We start from the raw sequence: 18,718 nt of genomic DNA on the forward strand, positions 1-18,718 counted from the left end.
GGCAAGCCTTGCGGAGAGCGCGCGGCGGGTTGGCTTTAGCGTCATCCGCGCCGCCCGGCACCCGTCCCGGACTTCCATCCCCGCCCAACCTTCTGCTAGGAACATCTTCTGCGAAGCGGCGCCGCAGCGGAATGAACGTCGCGCAAAGGGAGGGACAGGTAGAATGTTCTCGCATGTGATGATCGGAACCAACGACCTCGACAAGTCCAAGGCGTTTTATGACGCGCTGCTCGGCACGCTCGGCGTGAGGCCGGGATTTGTCGACCGGCATCGGGTGTTCTGGCGCACGAAGACGGGGACGTTCTCGGTGTCGAAGCCGATCGACGGCAAGGCGGCGACCTTTGCCAATGGCGGGACGATCGGCTTCAATGCGGAGTCGCCCGCGGCGGTCGATGCATTCCATGCGGCGGGACTTGCCAATGGCGGCACGACCTGCGAGGACCCGCCCGGCATCCGCGAAGGCAACGGGATGAAGATGTATATCGCCTATCTGCGCGATCATGACGGCAACAAGCTGTGTGCCGTGCATCGGATGGCGTAACGTTGATGGGTTTCGCTTCCGCTCTACCCATCCTACGCGCATGATAGCCGCAGCGTCATTGCGAGGAGCGCAAGCGACGAAGCAATCCATCTCTCCCCAAGCGGTGAAATGGATTGCTTCGCGGAGCCTGTCATCGGGCGGCGCTATGCGCCGACCCGGTGGCTCGCAATGACGGTGCGAGCGGATTGACCGCCCTCCCCAGCTACTCTGCCGCCTGCTGCACCGGCTCCTCCAAGCCCGCCAGCACCTTCGGCGGGGACATCGGCAGGGCGTAAAAGCGCTTGCCTGTCGCGCGGTAGATCGCATTCGCTACCGCCGCCATCACTGGCACCAGCGGCACTTCGCCGACGCCCTTGACGCCTTGGGGGTGTTTTGGGTTCGGGACTTCGACCAGGATGGTGTCGAGCATCGGCAGGTCGGAGCAGACCGGCATGCGGTAGTCGAGGAAGCCGGGGTTATCGACCTTGCCGTCGCTGCGGTAGATGTATTCCTCGTTCAGTGCCCAGCCGATCCCTTGCGCGACGCCGCCCTGGAGCTGGCCTTCGACATAGCCGGGGTGGACGGCGCGGCCGACGTCCTGCACCGCCGTGTATCTGATGACACGGGCGATGCCGAGCTCGATGTCGACCTCGACGTCGCAGATGTGGGTGCCGAAGCCGCCGTCGGCGCCTTGGGTGTTGAGCTGCACGCCGGCGCCGATCGGGCCGCCCTGCATGGGGGCCTTCTCGGCGAGCTGTTCGAGCGTGAGCGGCTCGAACTGGCCGGCGTTCGGGCTGGCAGGATGCGCGGTGCCGTTCTCCCATTTCACCGCTTCGGGATCGATCTCCCAGATCTTTGCGGCGCGTTCGCGCAGGGTGTTGATCACCTTCTCGGTCGCCTGCGTCACCACCATCGAGGAAGCAAACAGCACGCGGCTGCCGCCGGTGAGGTTGGAGAAGCCGACCGTCTGGGTGTCGCCGATGATGACGGAGACGCGGCGGTAGTCGATGCCGAGCAGTTCGGCGCAGACATTGGCGATGCCGGCGCGCGAGCCGCCGATGTCAGGATGGCCGGTCGTGACGACGACGTTGCCGTCCTCGGTGATGTTGACCTGCGCCGAGGATTCACCGCCGGCGTTGAACCAGAAGCCGGAGGCGACGCCCCTGCCCTGCAGCTTGCCGAGCGGGATGCTGTAGTGCGGCGAGGTCTTCGCCGCCTCCAGCGTCTCGATATAGCCGATGCGGGGGAAGACCGGGCCGTGCGCGGCTTTCGTTCCTTGCCTCGCCGCGTTCTTCAGGCGGAAGTCGAGCGGGTCCATGTTCAGGCTTTCCGCGACCTCGTCGAGCACGCATTCGACCGCATAGGCGCCGATCGGCGCGCCGGGCGCGCGATAGGCCGCGACCTTGGAGCGGTTGGAGCAGACATCAAAGCCGACCGAGAGCACGTTCGCGATGTCGTAGGGCGCAAAGCTGCAGCCGGCGGCGCCGCGGATCGGCGAGCCCGGGAAGGCGCCGGCCTGCAGATAGAATGTGCCTTGCGCGGCGACGATGGTGCCGTCCTTCTTCGCGCCGATCTTCACTGTGCTCCTCGAGCCTGACGTTGGGCCGGTGGCGCGCATCACCTCCTCGCGCGTCATCACCATCTTGACCGGGCGGCCGGATTTCTTGGCGAGCAGCGTCGCCAGCGGCTCGAGATAGACGATGGTCTTGCCGCCGAAGCCGCCGCCGATCTCGGCGGGGATGGCGCGGATGTCGCTCTGCGGGATGCCCGTCAGCATCGAGGTCATCGCGCGGACCATGAACTGGCCCTGGCTCGAGCTCCAGATCGTGGCCTTGCCGTCGGCGGTGACCGAGATCAGGCAGGCGTGCGGCTCGATATAGCCTTGGTGCACCGGGCGCGTGGTGAAGCTGCGCTCGATGATGATATCGGCCTGTTTGAAGCCCTCTTCGATATCGCCCTTCTTGTGCTCGAGGGTGCCGACGATGTTCGAGGGCCTGCCTTCGAACTTGTTGAACTCGTGCAGGATCGGGGCGTCAGGCTTGATCGCATCCTCGATCTCGATCGAGAAAGGCAAGACCTCGTAATCGACCTCGATCAATTCGCAGGCCTTGGCGGCGATCGCCTCCGTGGTGGCGGCTACCGCGGCGACGGGATGGCCGGGGAACAGCGCCTTGTCGCGCGCCATCACGTTCCGGCACATCCAGCGCATGTCCTGGATGCCGAGCATCACGGATTTATCCAGCGGGAAGTCGACGACGTCGCGCGAGGTGACGACGGCTTTCACGCCGGGCAAGGCTTCCGCCTTGGAGGTGTCGATCGAGCGGATGCGCGCATGCGGGTGCGGGCTGCGCAGCACCTTGCCCCAGATCATGCCGGGCATGGTGGTGTCGGCAGCAAAGGCGGCGCGTCCCGTGACCTTGTCGACGCCATCGGGACGGATGGTGCGCTGGCCGATCCACTTGTTGTTGACGACGATGTTCATTGTGCGGCCTCCCGCATTTCGGTTGCGGTCTCAAGCACCGCGCGGACGATCTTGTCGTAGCCGGTGCAGCGGCAGAGATTGCCGGCGAGCCAGAAGCGGACTTCCTCCTCGCTCGGGTCCGGGTTCTTGGCCAGCAGCGCCTCGGAGGCGACCAGCATGCCGGAGGTGCAGATGCCGCACTGCAGCGCGGCCTGCTCCAGGAATTTCTCCTGCAGCGGATGCAGGCGGCCGCCGCGCGCCATGCCCTCGATGGTCCTGATCTCGCGCCCCTCCGCTTCGGCGGCGAGCATCAGGCACGAACAGACCAATCGATCATCCAGCGTGATCGAGCAGGCGCCGCAATCGCCGGAGGCGCAGCCTTCCTTGGAGCCGGTGAGCGCGAGCTGGTTGCGCAGTGCGTCCAGCATGGTTTCAAAGGGCTCGCAGAGGAATTCCAAGGGCTCGCCGTTGACGGTGGTGGAGACGTGCAGCTTTGCCATTTGTCATTTCCCTTGCGCGCGTTCTGCGGCGATCTTCACGGTGCGCTTGAGCAATACGCCCGCGATTTGGGTGCGGTAGGCGATGGTGCCGCGCTTGTCGTCGATCGGACGGCAGGCGGCGCGGCAGGCATTGGCGGCGGCATTCAGCGCGGCGTCATCGAGGCGGGAGCCGATCAGCGCCTGCGCCGCCGGCGCGACCAGCAGCGCGGTCGGCGCCACGGCCCCTAAGCCGACGCGGGCGTGAGTGCAGACGCCGTCCGTCAGCGTCAGGCTCACGCCGCAACCGACGACTGCGATATCCATCTCGGTACGCGGGATCATGCGGAGGTAGGCGTCGCCGGAGCCTGGCGGGCGCGGCGGCAGCGTGAAGGAGACCAGGATCTCCCCTGGCTTGAGACTGGTGCGGCCGGGGCCGGCGGGAACATCCTCGACCTTCAATTCGCGGCGGCCGCTTGGGCCCTGCACGGTGACGACGGCGCCGGCAGCGATCATCGCCGGGACGCTGTCGCCGGCCGGCGAGGCGTTGCAGAGATTGCCGCCGGCTGAGGCGCGGCCCTGCACCTGGGTGGAACCGATCAGGTTCACCGCCTCCAACACGCCGGGCCAAATCTTGCCAAAGCGCGGATGCTCGGCCAGCACGGCGCCCGGCACCGCGGCGCCGAAGCGGAAACCACCATCGGAAAGTTCTTCGACGGCAGTGAGTTCTTTGATTTTCTTGATGTCGACGATCAGACCCGGTTGCACCGCGCCCGAGCGCATCTGCACCAGGAGATCCGTGCCGCCGGCCAGGATGCGCGCGGCGCTGCCCGCCGCGGCATAAGCGCCGACCGCTTCATCAAGCGTCTGCGGCGCGACGTATCGGATATCGGTCATGCTCGTGTCCGATGCCTCCCTCGTTCCTTGTTGCCTGCCCTCTACGGGGCCTGATCAAAGACTACACGCCGGCACGCCATCGGAACAGCCTCCGAGCCCGGACGAAGCGGCGGGTCCCCATGCGCAAAGGGAATTTGCAGGGACGATCGGCAGGCGTTGACGCTGCGTTTCCCCTCCGCTTCCCCGTTCGTGGAGGCAGGATCCCCACCCGGTTTGTGCGTAACCGCGCAAACCGACCTCCCCTTTTCAAGGGGAGGTGAGATGTCGCCACCTGCGCCGCTGCGCTCCTTCCCCCTGCGGGTCAGCCGCGAGTCACACTGTTCGTGCGTGGGCAGAGAGCGCTCCGGATTGCGCTCATCGGTCGCGTGCGTGCCCATACTTGATGCAACCGCGGCTAACCGCTCATTAACCCTGTCAGCCGTAGGGTCGTGCCGCGCCGGAAGGCCGGTTGTCGGGTGGCGGTGATGTCGTTTGCACAAAAGAAACCTACGGTCTTCCCGGCACAGGAGGAACGGCGGCGCTTCCAGCGCGTCAAGGTGCACCTGCTCGGCCGCTACATGCTGCCCGATCGGCGCGAATTTCCTTGCCAGATTATTAATATGTCTCCCGGCGGGCTCGCGTTGCTGGCGCCCGGCATCGGCAATGTCGGCGACCGCGTGATCGCCTATCTCGACCATATCGGCCGCGTCGAGGGCAAGATCACCCGCATCATCGACAACGGCTTTGCGATGACGATCATCTCGACGCCGCGCAAGCGCGACAAGCTCGCCGCACAGCTCACCTGGCTCGCCAACCGCGACATCCTCAATCTGCCGGAAGACCGCCGCCACGACCGTATCGTGCCGCGCAATCCGATCGCGCTGCTCACGCTGGAGGACGGCAGCAAGATGACCTGCCGCATCATCGACCTCTCGCTGTCGGGTGCGGCGATCGCCGCCGAGAACAGGCCACCGGTGAAATCGCTGGTGATGCTCGGCCGCGTGCAGTCGCGCGTGGTGCGAAACCTCGACGACGGCTTCGCGCTGGAGTTCGTCCACGAGCAGGCCGCCGAGACGCTCGAAGACGCGGTTACCGCGCGGTAAAGCGCGCGAGGCTCAAATCCCCTGATTTTCAGCTCGAACGAGGCGGCATCCGCGATGGCGGACGCCGCCTTTCCCTTGTCTGGCGCCCACTGCGCGCGGTTAACGCGGGCGGATTTGGAGACGCAAAAGACCTTCTGGCATAGCGTCAGGATGTTAACGCGTAAAATTTGAATCAATTGCAGTTGTCTCGAATTTTAGTCGAGTTTGCTTCAAGTATAGATCGAATTCGCTGCTAGCTTTACTTGCATTCGCGTCAAATCACCTTTGCTGACTTAGCCGCACCGCAAAACCTTTGTGCGAAACGTGGTCCCAACGAGAAAAACGGGGGCCACAATGGTTTTCAGGGGACAGGGGAAAGGATGGGCGGTTGCGGCCATCCTGTTCGGACTAAGCGTCACTACCAGCGTCGCGGCGAAAGCGGGCGACGTGGTCTATGCCAGCCTCGGCGACACCACGCGTTCGCCGATCGGCTGGGTCGAATTCTGCGCCGACAATCCGGTCGATTGCCGCGGCGGCGCGACACAACCGCGCGACATCGTGCTGTCGCAGACGGCGTGGCGCGATCTGCTCCGGGTCAACAAATGGGTCAACGAGACCATCAAGCCGATGACCGACATGGATCATTGGGGCGTGATCGAGAAATGGTCGTTGCCGACCGACGGCTACGGCGACTGCGAGGACTACGTGCTCTTGAAGCGCAAGATGCTGATCGATGCCGGCTGGCCGCGCGAGGCGCTGTTGATCACTGTCGTGCGCGACAAGAAGGGCGAAGGCCACGCGGTGCTCACCGTGAAGACCGACAAGGGCGAGTTCATCCTCGACAACCAGAACGAGGACGTCGTCGCCTGGACTGCAACCGGCTACCGCTTCGTCAAGCGGCAGTCGCAGAGCGACCCTAACGTCTGGGTCTCGCTCGGCGACAACCGCCCGGCGGTCGCCACCGCCAGCTCGCGGCAATAAGGGACCATCGAACACGCGACCCGGTCACATCCCCACCCCTCCCCGTCCCAGACCGGTTCGCGCGCGGCCAGGCTTCCCCCAAAGCCTGGCCGCACCTTTTTGGCCCGCACGTGTGTAACGATCACGAAACAATCGGTACGGGTGACGAAACCGTTTTCCGGTTGATCGAAATTCTGCGGAAACGGGCGCGGACTATGTTGGTGTTGGGTGCTGGAGAACGACGATCAGAAGGTATTGCGGGGACTGCTTTTTGAGGTGCGCCATGCGTGAAGAATTTGCCTCTTACAGCTTTCTCGCCGTCACCATTGCCGGGATCGTCCTGTTGTGCTCTGGCCTCGTCGCGCTTGCGCTGACGTGATTGGCGCTGGCGCGCCCTGGGTCAGGGGTCGATGGCGCCAGCCAGATGCGTCGCCCCTGCTGGGGCAACCATCGCCGTACCAAGCCGTGCTTTGATGCTGCCGGACTCAACAAGGCGGTTTGGCGCGCGTGCGCACGATAGCGCTTAGCTGAGGCGCCATTGATTGCAGGAAATGACCGCTTATCCCGCGAAGGCTGGCGGTCGCAATCCCTGATACCGCCAGCCCAATAAAAGCAACCTTCGGGTTGGCAATATTTATTACCCCTTTCTTTTCATTAAACAATTAAATGCTCTTTTATAATAACAACGACCAAGCAGCACGAAACTCTGGTTTCACGGCGATATTCCTGGCGATGCACCTTTCCGTTGAGATTCCAGGGCTCAATCAAACCACCCGCTCCCCAAACCGCGTCCGGACCCAATTGACGGACGCACAGCTCAACAGCCCACGCCGGGATCCGCGTGATTTAATTTGACTTTAAATTATAGTTAAATGATGTTTTTCTTCTTGCGACGTTTGGGGCGCCGCGACCGCCCGAATTGCTGCGGCGTCAGTGCGATTGCACGTGGTCTGATTGAATACCAAGACATGCGAAGGCGTCATACATGCGCCGGCCAATTGATACTGCACCAAGGGACGGACAGGATATCTGGCTCGAGAGCGCGACCGGGACCTTTGACATCGCTCATTGGTCACGTGAGGCAGGCGCATGGGTTTGGAAAAATGGGCATCCCATCAGAATCGCGCCGGCGCATTGGTATCCAATAACCGACGATGTGTTTCAAGAAGACGAATCGAGCAGTCGGTTCCAGATCGGTCGTGCGGGCCAATGGTTAGCGGGTTCTTTGATCGCCGCAATCCTCGTTGCAGCTGCGCTGATCGGTGCGTTCGACCAATTCAGCGGCGCCGAGGTCTCGAAGACGATCGAAGCCGGGCGCGCCGTCGGGCTCAACCTGAAGCCTGAGGTCGCCGAGTGGCAAACGCTCGTCCAGCGCGGAACGACGGCAGTCTTCATGCAGGACACCGACCTTTCGCGACAGGAGCCGTTGGCGGGCACAGTGCAGCGTCGCCAAGCGCTCGGCGACGAGACTTTCTACAGGGACGTACCGGCGCGCGAGCCGGCGACGGCCACGTCCGCGGAATTGCAGCAGTCGCTTGACCAAGAACGCGAAAGATCCACCGCACTGACGGCCGAGCTCACAAAAGTCCGCGGCGACTTGGAGACGATGCTGGCGCTGTCGAGCAAGTTTCAGCACGACGCGATGCAGCGCTGGGAAGCTGCGGAAATTGCAGCAGAAGAGCTGCGGCAATCCCTTCAACAGGAACAGGCCCACGCTGCGACGCTCGCGAACGAACTTGCCGGAACGCGCCGCGAGACCGAAACCCGGGACACACAGTCGCGCAATCCTGACGATGCGACCGCGCAACAGAGACAGACGACGGAGCGCGAGATCGCGGAACTGCGGCAGTCGCTGCGGCAGGAGCAGGAAAAGACCGCCGCCCTCACCCAAGAAGTCGGCGCGGCGCGCCAGGCGATGACGGCGAGTGCCGAGCAACAACGCCGCGCGCTCGACGAGGCGCAAATGCGTGCCGCCGCACTCGCGAGTGAACTTGCCGCAACGAGCAGCGAGATCGAGACCCAGGCCGCGCAGTCGCAGAAGGCCGTTGATGAAGCCGTCCAGCAGAAGCAGACGGCGGAGGCCACCATCGCGGAACTATGGCAATCGCTGCAGCAGGAGCGGCGCAGAACTGAAGCCATGGCACGGGATCTTGCATCGACGCGGCGCCCCGTCGATGAGAGCGTGACCGTCGGCCGCGCAATTGAAGGCCCGATGGTGCCGGTGACACAAACCGTGGCAGCCGCCGTATCGGAGCCGCCAACAGCCGCAGACCAGGACAAGGCGGAGGCGGCCCGATTGATCGCGCGCGCCAGTGCGTTGCTCGGCCAGGGCAATATCGGCGCAGCAAGGATAGTGCTCGAGCGTGCCGCCGAGAACGACAATGCGCGGGCAAGTTTTATGCTCGCGGAGACATATGATCCCGCGGTTTTATCCGCCTGGGGCACCTATGGAACGCGCGGCGAAGCGGCCAAGGCGCGAGAGCTCTACGAGAAGGCGCACAGCGGCGGTATTCGCGAAGCCAAGGACCGGCTCGACGCGTTGCCCCGGTGAGAGAATGAGATTGTTGCGTTCCACATGATGACGCTGGCTGTTGCAGTTGGTGATCAAGAGGGGGACTGACATGAACACGCTGCCAAGGTCACGCTCGTTGCTCCTGCTTGCCGCGCTGGTGCTGGCCGCCATGATGCTTCAACCGGCTGACTTGGACGCACAGACCGCGCAACCCTCCAAGGGCAATGCACAAGTGGCTCGACGGCCCTTGCCGCTGGGGACCGAAAAAGACCGCATGAACGCTTGGACCGTCGGGCTCGCTGGCGGCTTGCTGGAGGGAGCACCAATTCGCCTGGCTGCGGAAATGGCCCGCGTCGTCGATGACGGAGCAAACATGCATCTGCTACCGATCGTCACCCGGGGCGCCACCGAGAATCTGAACTCGCTGCTCTATCTGCGCGGCGTCGATACCGCGATCATCAACTCCGACGCGCTCGAAGAGTACAAGATTCAAGTGCCGCAGATCCGAAACCGCATCACTTACCTGCTCAATCTCTTCCCGTCCGAGCTGCATATTTTCGTCCGACCGGAAATCACAGGTCTGCAGGATCTCGCCGGCAAGAAAGTGAACTTCAACACGAAGGGCACCGCAGCCGCCTATTCGGGACCGCTGATCTTCAGTCGTCTCGGCATCGAGGTCGAGAAGACGTTCATTCCCCATCAGCTCGCCCTCGAACAGATGCGCAAAGGTGAGATGGCGGCGGTGGTGTTCATCACGTCGAAACCGGTCGACGCCTTCGTGCGCGGCCGGTGGGAGGCAGGATTCAGGTTTCTCCCGGTCCAATACGACAGCAAGTTCGAGGACTACTACCTGCCCGCGACACTGGAGACAAATGAGTATCCCAATCTGATCAAGCAGGGCGAGCGGGTGTCGACGATCGCGGTGCCGACCGCGCTTGTCGCGTTCAATTGGCCGCCGCGGTCGAACCATTATCAACGCGTCGCGCGCTTCGTCGACTACCTGTTCTCGCGAGTAGACCGCCTGCAGGCGCCAGGCTTTGACCCGAAATGGCAGTCGATCAATCTCGCAGCGACCGTCCCCGGACTGACCCGTTTCCCGGCCGCGCAGGAATGGCTGGATCGCAAGGCGCGCAGCGCACAGGCGCCTCGATGAAGGTCGCTGCTTTTCCCCTCGCCGTCACGTTCAAAATGGCTTGCAAAATGGCTTGCGGCATCGCCTACGCTCAAAGCACGAACGATCCGATGACAAATCTTCGGGCGTGCTCGGTGATGGAGGGGCCGGCCCGGCTACAATGTCTGGACGATCTATCACGTAAGATAGCGCCGCCTGGTCGCCCGGCGCCGTACGACAACTGGCTGCTCAGCGAGACCACATCGCCGGTGGACTATTCGCCGATCGTCACCGCCACCACATCCGCTCACGGTGAGTCGGATAGCACCGCGACGCAACTCGCGATCCACTGCCGCAAAGGCCGCACCGAGCTCGTGCTCGCAGGACCGGCGGTATCAGGCCGTGCCGAGGAATACACCATCTCCTACCGCGTCAATGCGAATCCGCCGGTGCAGCTTGCGGCCGCCTCGCCATCATTCGGGCCCGGTGCCGCTTTCCGGGGTGACGTCGTGCGCCTGCTGCAATCGTTGCCCGAAGAGGGCGACATCGCCGTCCGTCTTTCCACCCGCACCGGCGCGGCTCAGGAGGCGCATTTCCTGCTCGGCGGATTGAAGACTGTGCGCGAAAAACTCGCGGCGGCGTGCAGATGGCCACATGCCGTCGCCAGACCAGGCGACTGATGGTCATGGGACAGGGAGAAGCAAGATGATCAGAATTGGAAATCTGGCGGTAGCAGCCATTGCCAGCTTGGCGATGTCGCTCCTGATCGCGCCGACCACGCAAGCGCAGCCAGACGATCACGTGAGGCCGCAAGCAAGTAAGCAGTACCGGCTGAGCACGCAGAAGCAGGCGAGCAAGCAGAAACTGGTGCTGATGACAAAACCCACCGAGATCCCCAAGAAGCCGCATCAGCTCCTGCTGCAGGTCAATTCCAACGACCCTGCGATGATGAATCTCGCACTGAACAATGCGACCAACGTCGCGCAATACTACCGCAATCTCGGTGAAGACGTGTCGATTGAGGTTGTCACGTTTGGCCCTGGCCTTCACATGCTGCGCGATGACACCTCTCCGGTGAAGGCGCGCATCGAGGGGCTCGCAATGAGCAACCCGGAAATCTCCTTTAAAGCCTGCGGCAATACCCGGGAAAACATGCGTAAGGCGGAGAACAAGGATATCAATCTCGTTCCACAGGCGACGATTGTGAAATCCGGCGTCGTCCGCGTCCTGGAGCTGCAGGAACAAGGCTGGAGCTACGTCAAACTGTGAGACACCGTCTTGCGTTGACGTGATCGCCGCCCCGGGGCCACCGCTCACGCACTCCATCGTCATGCCCCGCGAAGGCGGGGCATCCAGTATCCGGCGGCCTCTCGGCTTAAGCTCAGTCGCCTCTGGGATACTGGATCGTCCGCCGGAGCCTGTCATCGGGCGGCCATTCGGCCGACCCGGTGGCGGACGATGACAGCGGAGAGCTGTTCACCAGCTATATTTGAGGACGCCCTTGCCGGCGCAACTGGTGACGTTGCCGGAGAACTCGCCTTCGAAGGTTGCGGCGAACGAGAAGCCGTTCAGCCAGTTCTGCTCGGCGCTGGCGCTGACGAGCGCGGAATCGGGAGCCGGCCGCGCGCCGTTCACGACGAAGCTTCTGCCCGGCAGCGACTGGAAGATCGCACTCACCGCGCGATCGGGATTGTAATCATGCGCCCACGCCAGCCGGCCGCGCAGCGTCAGCACGCCGTCCATCATCGCGAGCGATTTGTCGGTGCGCAGCCCGAGCTCGGTGCGGGTGTCGGTCGTGGTCTGGGCGGCATAGTTCAGTGCGAACAGCCCGCCGCCGACAAGGCTCCGCTCGGCGTAGGCCGGCAGGTCAAGGCTGCAATGAACGGCGATCTGGTCACTACCCTAAAGGGTAGATGACCCCTGCCGTGAGCGATTACGTGGACCAGCGAGGCTTTGCTGCAATAGCGGGTTGCCCACGCGGATTCGATAAAGTTCGAAGGAATGGATTCGTGTTTGGAATTGCCATGTCGCCTATGTCGCTTCATGACCCGACTCAGTTCGGCCAGTGTTTCTCCGGCAGGCGCCACGACGTCGGCGCATGTTCGGCGAAATTGGAACCGTCATAGCCGTAGGAGTCGGATCTTCCATAGCCTGTCCCTGATCCTTAGCGTCTGAGTGCGGGTCGTCCTTCCCTCCTCGTCCATAGCTTGCGAGCTGACCAGGCGTCTGCGTTACCGAGCCGTTGCGGACACGGCACGCTTGTTAGGTCCCTCGCGTGCCGCCAGTAGTGGCGGGCAGCACTTGCGGATGCTTGCTCGGGACTCTTTCCTTTTTAGGTGGCGCGGCAATGAGCCCCTCGCGAATGGCCTGTTTCCGAGCAAGCTTGCGGGCACGACGCACGGCGTCAGATTTCTCCCTGGCCTTCTTTTCCGAGGGCTTTTCGTAAGAACGACGACGTTTCATTTCCCTGAATACGCCCTCGCGCTGCATCTTCCTCTTCAGAACTCGAAGCGCCTGGTCGACGTTGTTGTCGCGAACGATTACTTGCACGGTTATTGCTCCATCAAAGTTGCTGCGCCAAGTTGGCCGAAGTCGCGGCAGCCGAAGCGTTACGACGACTCCGTCGAGGTAAATCCCGACCATCTAGCACGCACAAAAGCCCGCTCAATCCCGAGATCGAGCAGGCTGCACAGTCATCCCAGCACGTCCGTGGAATGACGAAAGCTACTTACGCCAGCGAGAGGTTCTCGGCGCTGACCTTGCCACGCTTCGGGTCGGTCTTGACTTCGTAGTTCACTCGCTGCCCTTCAGCGAGTCCAGAAAGCCCGGCCCGCTCGACCGCACTGATGTGAACGAACACATCGTTTCCGCCGTCATTGGGCTGAATAAATCCAAAACCCTTTTGCCCGTTGAACCACTTCACAGTACCTGTAGCCATAACATTTCTCCAAGGCGCAAACGCGCGTCCCGCGTGCATTCGCACGAATCCCGAATTCAATCCGACGATGTCTCTGGAAAAGGGCCGCCTGGACCATTCAACAAGGCACAACGGCTAATCGAACAACAACAACGTATACAGTTTCTCCGAGAACACAAGGGTCCCTTCAAGGGTTCCTTTTCGACTGCGCGAGGGTTGTACGGTTGATGCCATGCATCGCGACGAGCCCATGCGCTCGCCACGCCGGGCAACGTGTGAAGCGCATGCCAAAGGCGGATGTCCGCCATCACTCAGCGTTTATGGATTCAAGCCCTACGTCAACTGCCGCAGCAGCTCATCCGCCTGTCGCAGATCGGCCGATGTCTCGGCAGACGGGAACTTTGCTCGCGCTGACGCTAGCACCTCGCGTGCCTCGGCCAGGCTGCGCCGCCTGTCTTTTCGGTCCATCAGGAGGCGTGCGAGGTCGATTGCGGTCCGCAATTCCCAGCCGACGGCTTCGAGCTTCTTCGCATAGGCGAGCGAGCGCCTGAACAGGCGGAGGGCGGCAGCGTCGTCGCGATGTGGTTCGGCGTGCAGCAGCGAACCGTGGATCCGGTAGATCTCCGGGGCGTGCCAACGTTCGCCGGTCTGCTTGATCAGGGACTCGGCCGAAGTCACCAATGCAAGCGCCCTGTCCTTCTGCCCGATCCGTCCGAGCTCGGTGGCGAGCAGAGCCTTATAGAGCGGCATCTGAATACATCGATTCTCCGCCGGCAGTCTGCCGATCAGGCCGGAGAGCTTCTCGAGCACGACCGGCGCAGGGCCGCGCGCCGCCAGCGCCGAGGTCGCCCATAGCGGACCGATGACCTGGTACATCGGATAGCCGTAGTCGGCGGCGACCTTCATCCCGTGCTCGACGCAGGCCAGATTGGCTGCGAGGTCTCCGTCATACCAGTGATCGCCGACGCCAAGTATGTGGGCGAGCGCGATCATGAAGGGATGACCGATCTCGTTCGCCAGCCGCCTTGCTGATTCACAGCACTCCCTGGCCCGGTTGGGCCGGCCGAGCAGCCATTCGATATGTCCGGAATAGACGAGCGCAACGACCAGAGGATCGTGCTGATAGGTTTGAACCAGCTTGCCGTGCTCACGCGGATTGTAGCGCGCTTCAATCGCGACAGCCAATTCGCGTGCTTCCTTCAAACGGCCGGTGAAGAAATTGACGATCAGTGCCGCGGTGGATGCCATGAGGATGGCCTCACCGTCGCGCCACTCCTCGGCTCGCCGGAGGAAGTCCTGCGAATGCTCGAGCGCTTTGGTGAGTTCGCAATTGACCAGCTCGGCCACCGCGACACCCCAGAGGACAGCGGTCTTCTCGCGGATCGTGCCATGGCTGCCGGAGAGCTTCAGCGCCCGATGATAGGGCTCGTAGACGTTCGGATCGGACCAGCCCGCAATCGCGGTGTAGGCCATCGCAAGGTTGGATTGCAGCGCGATCTCGGCCTCGTAGCGGCGTGACGAAGCTGACAGCTTCGACAGCAAAGAGAGGCCCTCGCGCAGATGCGCCACCGCCTCCTTGGTGGCCGATCGGCTGAGCGCGGACTTGCCCGCCTGCAGCCAGGCATCGATGGCTTCCGGAATGTTTTCTGCCTGCGCGTAATGATAGCCCAGCACGGCAGGATCGCTGCTCTCCCCGATGTCGGTCTGCTGCCGCAGCCAGGACGCCGCGCGCGCATGCAGCTTGCGCCGATCCTCCTTCAGCAGCGAGGAATACGCCGCTTCCTGAATCATCGCGTGCCTGAAAGCGTATAGCGTGCCTTCGTCTTCGTTGATGCGGTACACGATCCCGGCCCGCTCCAGAGCCTCAAGCGCTGATATCAGCGACTCGTCCTGATCCGGAAGCAGGCTGAAAATGCCGCGATAATCGAACTGCCGCCCGAATACGGAGGCGATCTGGGCCACGCGCTTGGCGGTACCCAGCCGGTCAAGACGCTCCATCAGGGAATCGTGGACGCTCGCCGGCACCAGCGGCCCTGGCAATTTGCCATGGTCGGTGGCGCTCTCGATCGCCCCGGAATCCACCACCGCCCGCGTGAACTCCTCGATGAAGAGAGGCACGCCGTCGGTCCTCTCGACGATCTGGCTGGTGATCCGGGGAAGAAACGCGACGCCGGCAACGGCGGCAACCATCCGCTCGCATTCGTCTGCTGCAAGTTTTTGCAGAGTGATGCGCTTGATGGATGGACCCGACAGCCAGCCAGCCTCGTAGTCGTCGCGATGCGTGACCAGGTACAGCACTCGCTCGCGCGCGCAGCGAGTGATCACCCGCGAGAGAAGGTCGACGCTCGTCGGATCAATCCACTGGACGTCCTCGACGATGAACAGGACGGGCTTCCTTCGTGACGCCGCAACGAGAACTTCTGTTATCACCTGGAAGGCACGCGCACGCTCGGAAGGAGAACGGAGATCGGCAGGCTCGTATCCTTCGCACGCCGGGATCGACAGCAGTGACCCGTAATAGGGAAGCGCCTGCCCGACATCGAAACCGGCTCTTCCCAGCAGGTGACGCAATTTCGCCAGCGACAGCCGCGGGTCGTCGGTTTCGTGGATGCCCGTTGCGCGCTTCAACCGCTCGATTTCCGGCGCAAGCGGCGTATTGACGTGGAACGGCGAACACTGAACGGAGAGAACATCAACCGCGGACCGGTCGAGCGAGCTTCTGAACTCGCGGATCAGGCGCGACTTGCCGATGCCAGGCTCGCCGGAGATGACGCCGACGCGTCCTGCTCCGCCGAGGCTCTGCTCCCACAGCTCGGCCAGCAGCGCGCGTTCATCGTATCGGTTGATCATCGGCGGCAGCGGCAAGGTTCGCGCGCGGTCGAACCTGCTTTCGCCCGGCGAAACGCCGTTCACGCGCCAGGCCTCGGCCGGCTCCTCGACGCCCTTCAGCCGGCGCTTGCCCAGGGGCTCGCAATCGAACATGCCGCGGATCAACTCATGGGTGCCTGAACCGATGACCACCGCGTTCTCGCCGGCGAGACCTTGAAGCCGGGCTGCGACGTGCACCGAGCTGCCGAACACTTCCCGCCGCTCGGAGGGCTCGCCCGGCACGCTGCCGACGACCACCGGCCCGGTGTTGACCCCGATCCTCACCCGCAGCCGGAGGAAGCTGCCATCCGACATCTGGAATTCCCGCTCCTTGATGGCGGCGGTGATGGCGAGCGAAGCGCGCACGGCACGCTCGGGATCGTTTTCGTGCGCCTGGGGGACGCCGAAATAGGCGAGCAACCCGTCGCCGATCATTCTGGCGATGTGACCGCCATAGCGGCAAATCTGCTCGTTACAGAGATCGCGATAGGTTCGGATGACCGCGAAGAACTCCTCGGGATCGATCCGCTCGCTCAGCGGCGTCGAGCCGATGAGATCGACAAATACGACGGTAAGCTGTCGGCGCTCAGCGTGGAGCCCTGCCATTTCGTTGTTTGGCAGCGCCGCAACCAGCCGAGGTCCATCAAATTGGTCCGGTTTCGCCTGCCCGCTCAAGGTCCAACCATGTTGAGCTTCCGCCGTACCTGCAGGGATGCAAGGTACACGGCAAGCCGCATCCGGTTGATGCTACCGAGAGGTCGGTGCTGCTGCAAGCAGTTCCACGGGCTGAACATCATGCGTTCGCCATCGAAAACCCGATCCGGCGTCAGGAAATTCTGCCTTGGAATCCTGATCTCTCCGATCGACACGGTCCGATCCTGGGGACGGGTCCACTGCAGGAGAGCGTTCTCGACCTCTTCCGGTTTGGCCGAATGGCGCACCCGCACCGCGAAATCGAACACGATATCATCTCCAGGTGGCGTCGGCCTGAGATCGCGAAGCATCGCCTCCTGGAGAAACTTCTCCGATAGCGATCCGAAAAGGAGACGCCACCACGACGGGACGTCATCCTGACGCTGCACCGGACCGACCATATAGCGCATGACATGCTCCTCACCTAACAAATAAGGTGACATGCTGTGATAGGTCGCAGTCAGCGGATTGCCGATCCTGACGAGAGCGGTGCGAATAAACGTGGCGAACTGGCGACGATTGCGAATGGCAAACACAATCCATTTGAGGAGCCGCTTAAACTTTTCGCGCGAGGTCCCGCTCGGCGCCGCAACGGCTTCCATCAACTCGGAATAATCGACCACATTCTTGCAGAAGAACACCGGGAAGCTGCTCAGCAAGAAATCGTGCTCGCCGGCCCGCGTTCTGCCGGGCTCGAGACCGCGCAGAATGGACTCGCCCGCGACATCGAAGAGTTTGATGGACATGCCGCGACCGTCAGGCTTGCGGTCGCTCTGTGGCTGGCCCTGTCCGTTGGAGAACCGGACAATCGTCGGGTACCGGGCGCCCGGTCGAAACAGCGGTGTCGAGAACTCTGCCGGAAGATCGTCGCGGACGATAAACTCCGCATCGACGCAACCATGGGCCTTTGCATGCTGGTCGCGCATCGCACAGGCGGAAGCGTCCGATGCCTTCATCTCACAGTAGTTCTTGATGACAAGGTTTGCGGCAATACGCGCCATGTTGGCGATCAGGGTTGCCTCGCCCGGCACGGCGCGCTCGAATTTCGTGAGCGGCATCGGTCGATCCTGCAGCTCCAGCGCGTTCGCGAGCTCTTCATATCTTGTCGGCGTCGCCTCCGAGCTCCGCGCCGGCGCCGGAGCGGATTGCGCTGATCCGCGGAGCATTTGCCAGAATCGCTGGAAATCGCGCACCACCCGGAACGACTGAACAGTCGGATCTTCGCGCGGCGCCTGCGCGAAAAAAACCTCACCGTCTCGGCGGCGGCCGCGCAGCCAGTGTTGGATCGTGTCCCGGTTCATGCGACGACTCGGCCAGACGCCAATAGGCCGAGCGCGGCCAGACTCGGAACGAAGAAATAGTCGCCGCCCTTGGTCGTGACGAAGCGCGGGATGTCAAAGCAGATGAAGGGGCGTCGTCCCGTGGCTTCGTCGCCCGGGATCATCATTTGCGCGCTTTGACGACCGCCGATGGTTGGACGATTGCCGGCGATCGGGTCGGTATCGTTGCCCTGCTCGAAATCGTCGCCAAAATTCATCCATTTCTGCTGCACGAACTCGAACTGGTCGAATCCGGAATTGAGCGCAATGAAAATGATGCCACGCTTTTCCTGGCTCTGCGGGCTCTGCTCCTCGCCCTTTGGCAGGAATTTGCCATAGGCGATTCCGCGCCGGATCAAGCGGTGTCGGCTCATCGTCTTGCCGCCGAAGCCAAACGCATCGCGCGGGTTGGCACGCCGCACATGTGCACCAAGCGGACAGCGTGCGCCTGCGGGATCGCCGGCGTAGCCGAATGCATTGCGCCTGTCCTCGCGAGGGGCGTCGGGGTGTTCGATCAACGAAGAGCCATCCTGCCATCGCCCCATCATCTTGGCGGCAAGAAACTTCTGCGGGCTGACGCCATCCGGCAGAGGACCGGGAATGGTGCGGGCAAATGCGTCCGCCTGATCATCAAGGTAGCGACGGAAACGAACGACGTCCTGCTCCAGCTTGCGGTACACGAGATAGGTGCCATCGTGCGCGAGAAGGTGCGGCAGCGGCATTGGAGCCATCTCGCCGCCCTCACCCGGGTGGCCGAGAAGAAACTCCCCAAGCGGGATCTTGCGAAATCGCCCCTTCTCATCCGGATTGCCAACGTCCTGACGATCCCTGCCACCGTCGTCAGGAACCCCCTCGATCGCGGGTTGCTCAAGCCGTCGAGAAAACCGAAGTGCTCCTTTCGAGTCTGTTCACCGTTGATGTGC

General features: G+C 62.8%; 15 protein-coding genes and 1 pseudogene. 7 read left to right on the plus strand and 9 right to left on the minus strand.

Translation table 11 applies throughout. The features are described 5' to 3' along the window. Positions 1–163: 163 nt before the first annotated feature. Positions 164–541, plus strand: a complete 378-nt coding sequence (locus tag ACZXDY_RS06750; protein WP_028163227.1) for a VOC family protein — start codon at positions 164–166, stop codon at positions 539–541. A 202-nt stretch (positions 542–743) separates the two neighbouring features. Here ACZXDY_RS06750 and ACZXDY_RS06755 read toward each other — a convergent pair whose 3' ends face one another. From ACZXDY_RS06755 to ACZXDY_RS06765, 3 genes are read right to left on the minus strand one after another with little or no spacing between them, the layout of a single operon-like run. After that, positions 744–3,002 (minus strand): xanthine dehydrogenase family protein molybdopterin-binding subunit, encoded by a 2,259-nt coding sequence (locus tag ACZXDY_RS06755; RefSeq protein WP_464344943.1) that lies wholly within the window; start codon positions 3,000–3,002, stop codon positions 744–746. Continuing rightward, positions 2,999–3,481, minus strand: a complete 483-nt coding sequence (locus tag ACZXDY_RS06760) for a (2Fe-2S)-binding protein (RefSeq protein ID WP_208829995.1) — start codon at positions 3,479–3,481, stop codon at positions 2,999–3,001. Before ACZXDY_RS06760 ends, ACZXDY_RS06755 begins: the two co-directional genes overlap by 4 nt. Positions 3,482–3,484: 3 nt before the next feature. After that, positions 3,485–4,345 (minus strand): FAD binding domain-containing protein, encoded by an 861-nt coding sequence (locus ACZXDY_RS06765; RefSeq protein WP_464345000.1) that lies wholly within the window; start codon positions 4,343–4,345, stop codon positions 3,485–3,487. Positions 4,346–4,818: 473 nt separating this feature from the next. Here ACZXDY_RS06765 and ACZXDY_RS06770 point away from each other — a divergent pair, with 473 nt between their 5' ends. The 6 genes from ACZXDY_RS06770 (at position 4,819) to ACZXDY_RS06795 (ending at position 11,267) form a co-directional block, all read left to right on the plus strand. Continuing rightward, positions 4,819–5,436 carry a PilZ domain-containing protein gene (locus ACZXDY_RS06770; RefSeq protein WP_028163223.1) on the plus strand — a complete coding sequence of 206 codons (618 nt, stop codon included), beginning with the start codon at positions 4,819–4,821 and terminating at the stop codon, positions 5,434–5,436. Positions 5,437–5,769: 333 nt separating this feature from the next. Further along, complete coding sequence (locus tag ACZXDY_RS06775) at positions 5,770–6,396, plus strand: transglutaminase-like cysteine peptidase (protein WP_130229022.1); 627 nt, start codon at positions 5,770–5,772, stop codon at positions 6,394–6,396. A 1,204-nt stretch (positions 6,397–7,600) separates the two neighbouring features. Continuing rightward, positions 7,601–8,926, plus strand: a complete 1,326-nt coding sequence (locus tag ACZXDY_RS06780) for a hypothetical protein (RefSeq protein WP_464344944.1) — start codon at positions 7,601–7,603, stop codon at positions 8,924–8,926. A gap of 70 nt (positions 8,927–8,996) precedes the next feature. Continuing rightward, entirely contained in the window at positions 8,997–10,040 is a 1,044-nt protein-coding gene (locus tag ACZXDY_RS06785; protein ID WP_028163220.1) for a TAXI family TRAP transporter solute-binding subunit, read from the plus strand. Positions 10,041–10,129: 89 nt separating this feature from the next. After that, entirely contained in the window at positions 10,130–10,678 is a 549-nt protein-coding gene (locus ACZXDY_RS06790; protein ID WP_464344945.1) for a hypothetical protein, read from the plus strand. Next, on the plus strand, positions 10,653–11,267 hold the full coding sequence (locus tag ACZXDY_RS06795) for a DsrE family protein (protein ID WP_245287251.1): 615 nt from the start codon (positions 10,653–10,655) through the stop codon (positions 11,265–11,267). The genes ACZXDY_RS06790 and ACZXDY_RS06795 overlap by 26 nt, the downstream gene beginning before the upstream one ends. A 207-nt stretch (positions 11,268–11,474) precedes the next feature. Here ACZXDY_RS06795 and ACZXDY_RS06800 read toward each other — a convergent pair. The 6 genes and pseudogenes from ACZXDY_RS06800 to ACZXDY_RS06825 form a co-directional block, all read right to left on the minus strand. After that, positions 11,475–11,873: pseudogene (locus ACZXDY_RS06800) on the minus strand (autotransporter outer membrane beta-barrel domain-containing protein); the annotation flags it as partial. Positions 11,874–12,260: 387 nt separating this feature from the next. After that, a complete protein-coding gene (gene rpsU / locus ACZXDY_RS06805; RefSeq protein WP_130229026.1) occupies positions 12,261–12,548 on the minus strand; it encodes a 30S ribosomal protein S21 in 288 nt (95 codons plus the stop codon). A gap of 178 nt (positions 12,549–12,726) precedes the next feature. After that, on the minus strand, positions 12,727–12,936 hold the full coding sequence (locus ACZXDY_RS06810; protein ID WP_028163216.1) for a cold-shock protein: 210 nt from the start codon (positions 12,934–12,936) through the stop codon (positions 12,727–12,729). Positions 12,937–13,248: 312 nt separating this feature from the next. Continuing rightward, positions 13,249–16,389: an AAA family ATPase gene (locus ACZXDY_RS06815; protein ID WP_464344946.1), complete on the minus strand. Its 3,141-nt coding sequence runs from the start codon at positions 16,387–16,389 to the stop codon at positions 13,249–13,251. 65 nt (positions 16,390–16,454) lie between these two features. After that, on the minus strand, positions 16,455–17,534 hold the full coding sequence (locus ACZXDY_RS06820; RefSeq protein ID WP_464344947.1) for a catalase: 1,080 nt from the start codon (positions 17,532–17,534) through the stop codon (positions 16,455–16,457). A gap of 239 nt (positions 17,535–17,773) precedes the next feature. After that, a complete protein-coding gene (locus tag ACZXDY_RS06825) occupies positions 17,774–18,517 on the minus strand; it encodes a Dyp-type peroxidase (RefSeq protein WP_464345003.1) in 744 nt (247 codons plus the stop codon). Between the last annotated feature and the right edge of the window lie 201 nt (positions 18,518–18,718).

The sequence above is a fragment of the Bradyrhizobium sp. LeoB3 genome (assembly GCF_055456055.1).

Coding starts and splice junctions, on each gene's coding strand:
- ACZXDY_RS06750 (WP_028163227.1), top strand. CDS start 164: ATGTTCTCGCATGTGATGATCGGAACCAACGACCTCGACAAGTCCAAG.
- ACZXDY_RS06755 (WP_464344943.1), bottom strand. CDS start 3,002: ATGAACATCGTCGTCAACAACAAGTGGATCGGCCAGCGCACCATCCGT.
- ACZXDY_RS06760 (WP_208829995.1), bottom strand. CDS start 3,481: ATGGCAAAGCTGCACGTCTCCACCACCGTCAACGGCGAGCCCTTGGAA.
- ACZXDY_RS06770 (WP_028163223.1), top strand. CDS start 4,819: ATGTCGTTTGCACAAAAGAAACCTACGGTCTTCCCGGCACAGGAGGAA.
- ACZXDY_RS06775 (WP_130229022.1), top strand. CDS start 5,770: ATGGTTTTCAGGGGACAGGGGAAAGGATGGGCGGTTGCGGCCATCCTG.
- ACZXDY_RS06785 (WP_028163220.1), top strand. CDS start 8,997: ATGAACACGCTGCCAAGGTCACGCTCGTTGCTCCTGCTTGCCGCGCTG.
- ACZXDY_RS06790 (WP_464344945.1), top strand. CDS start 10,130: ATGACAAATCTTCGGGCGTGCTCGGTGATGGAGGGGCCGGCCCGGCTA.
- ACZXDY_RS06795 (WP_245287251.1), top strand. CDS start 10,653: ATGCCGTCGCCAGACCAGGCGACTGATGGTCATGGGACAGGGAGAAGC.
- ACZXDY_RS06810 (WP_028163216.1), bottom strand. CDS start 12,936: ATGGCTACAGGTACTGTGAAGTGGTTCAACGGGCAAAAGGGTTTTGGA.
- ACZXDY_RS06815 (WP_464344946.1), bottom strand. CDS start 16,389: ATGGCAGGGCTCCACGCTGAGCGCCGACAGCTTACCGTCGTATTTGTC.
- ACZXDY_RS06820 (WP_464344947.1), bottom strand. CDS start 17,534: ATGCCGCTCACGAAATTCGAGCGCGCCGTGCCGGGCGAGGCAACCCTG.
- ACZXDY_RS06825 (WP_464345003.1), bottom strand. CDS start 18,517: ATGCCGCTGCCGCACCTTCTCGCGCACGATGGCACCTATCTCGTGTAC.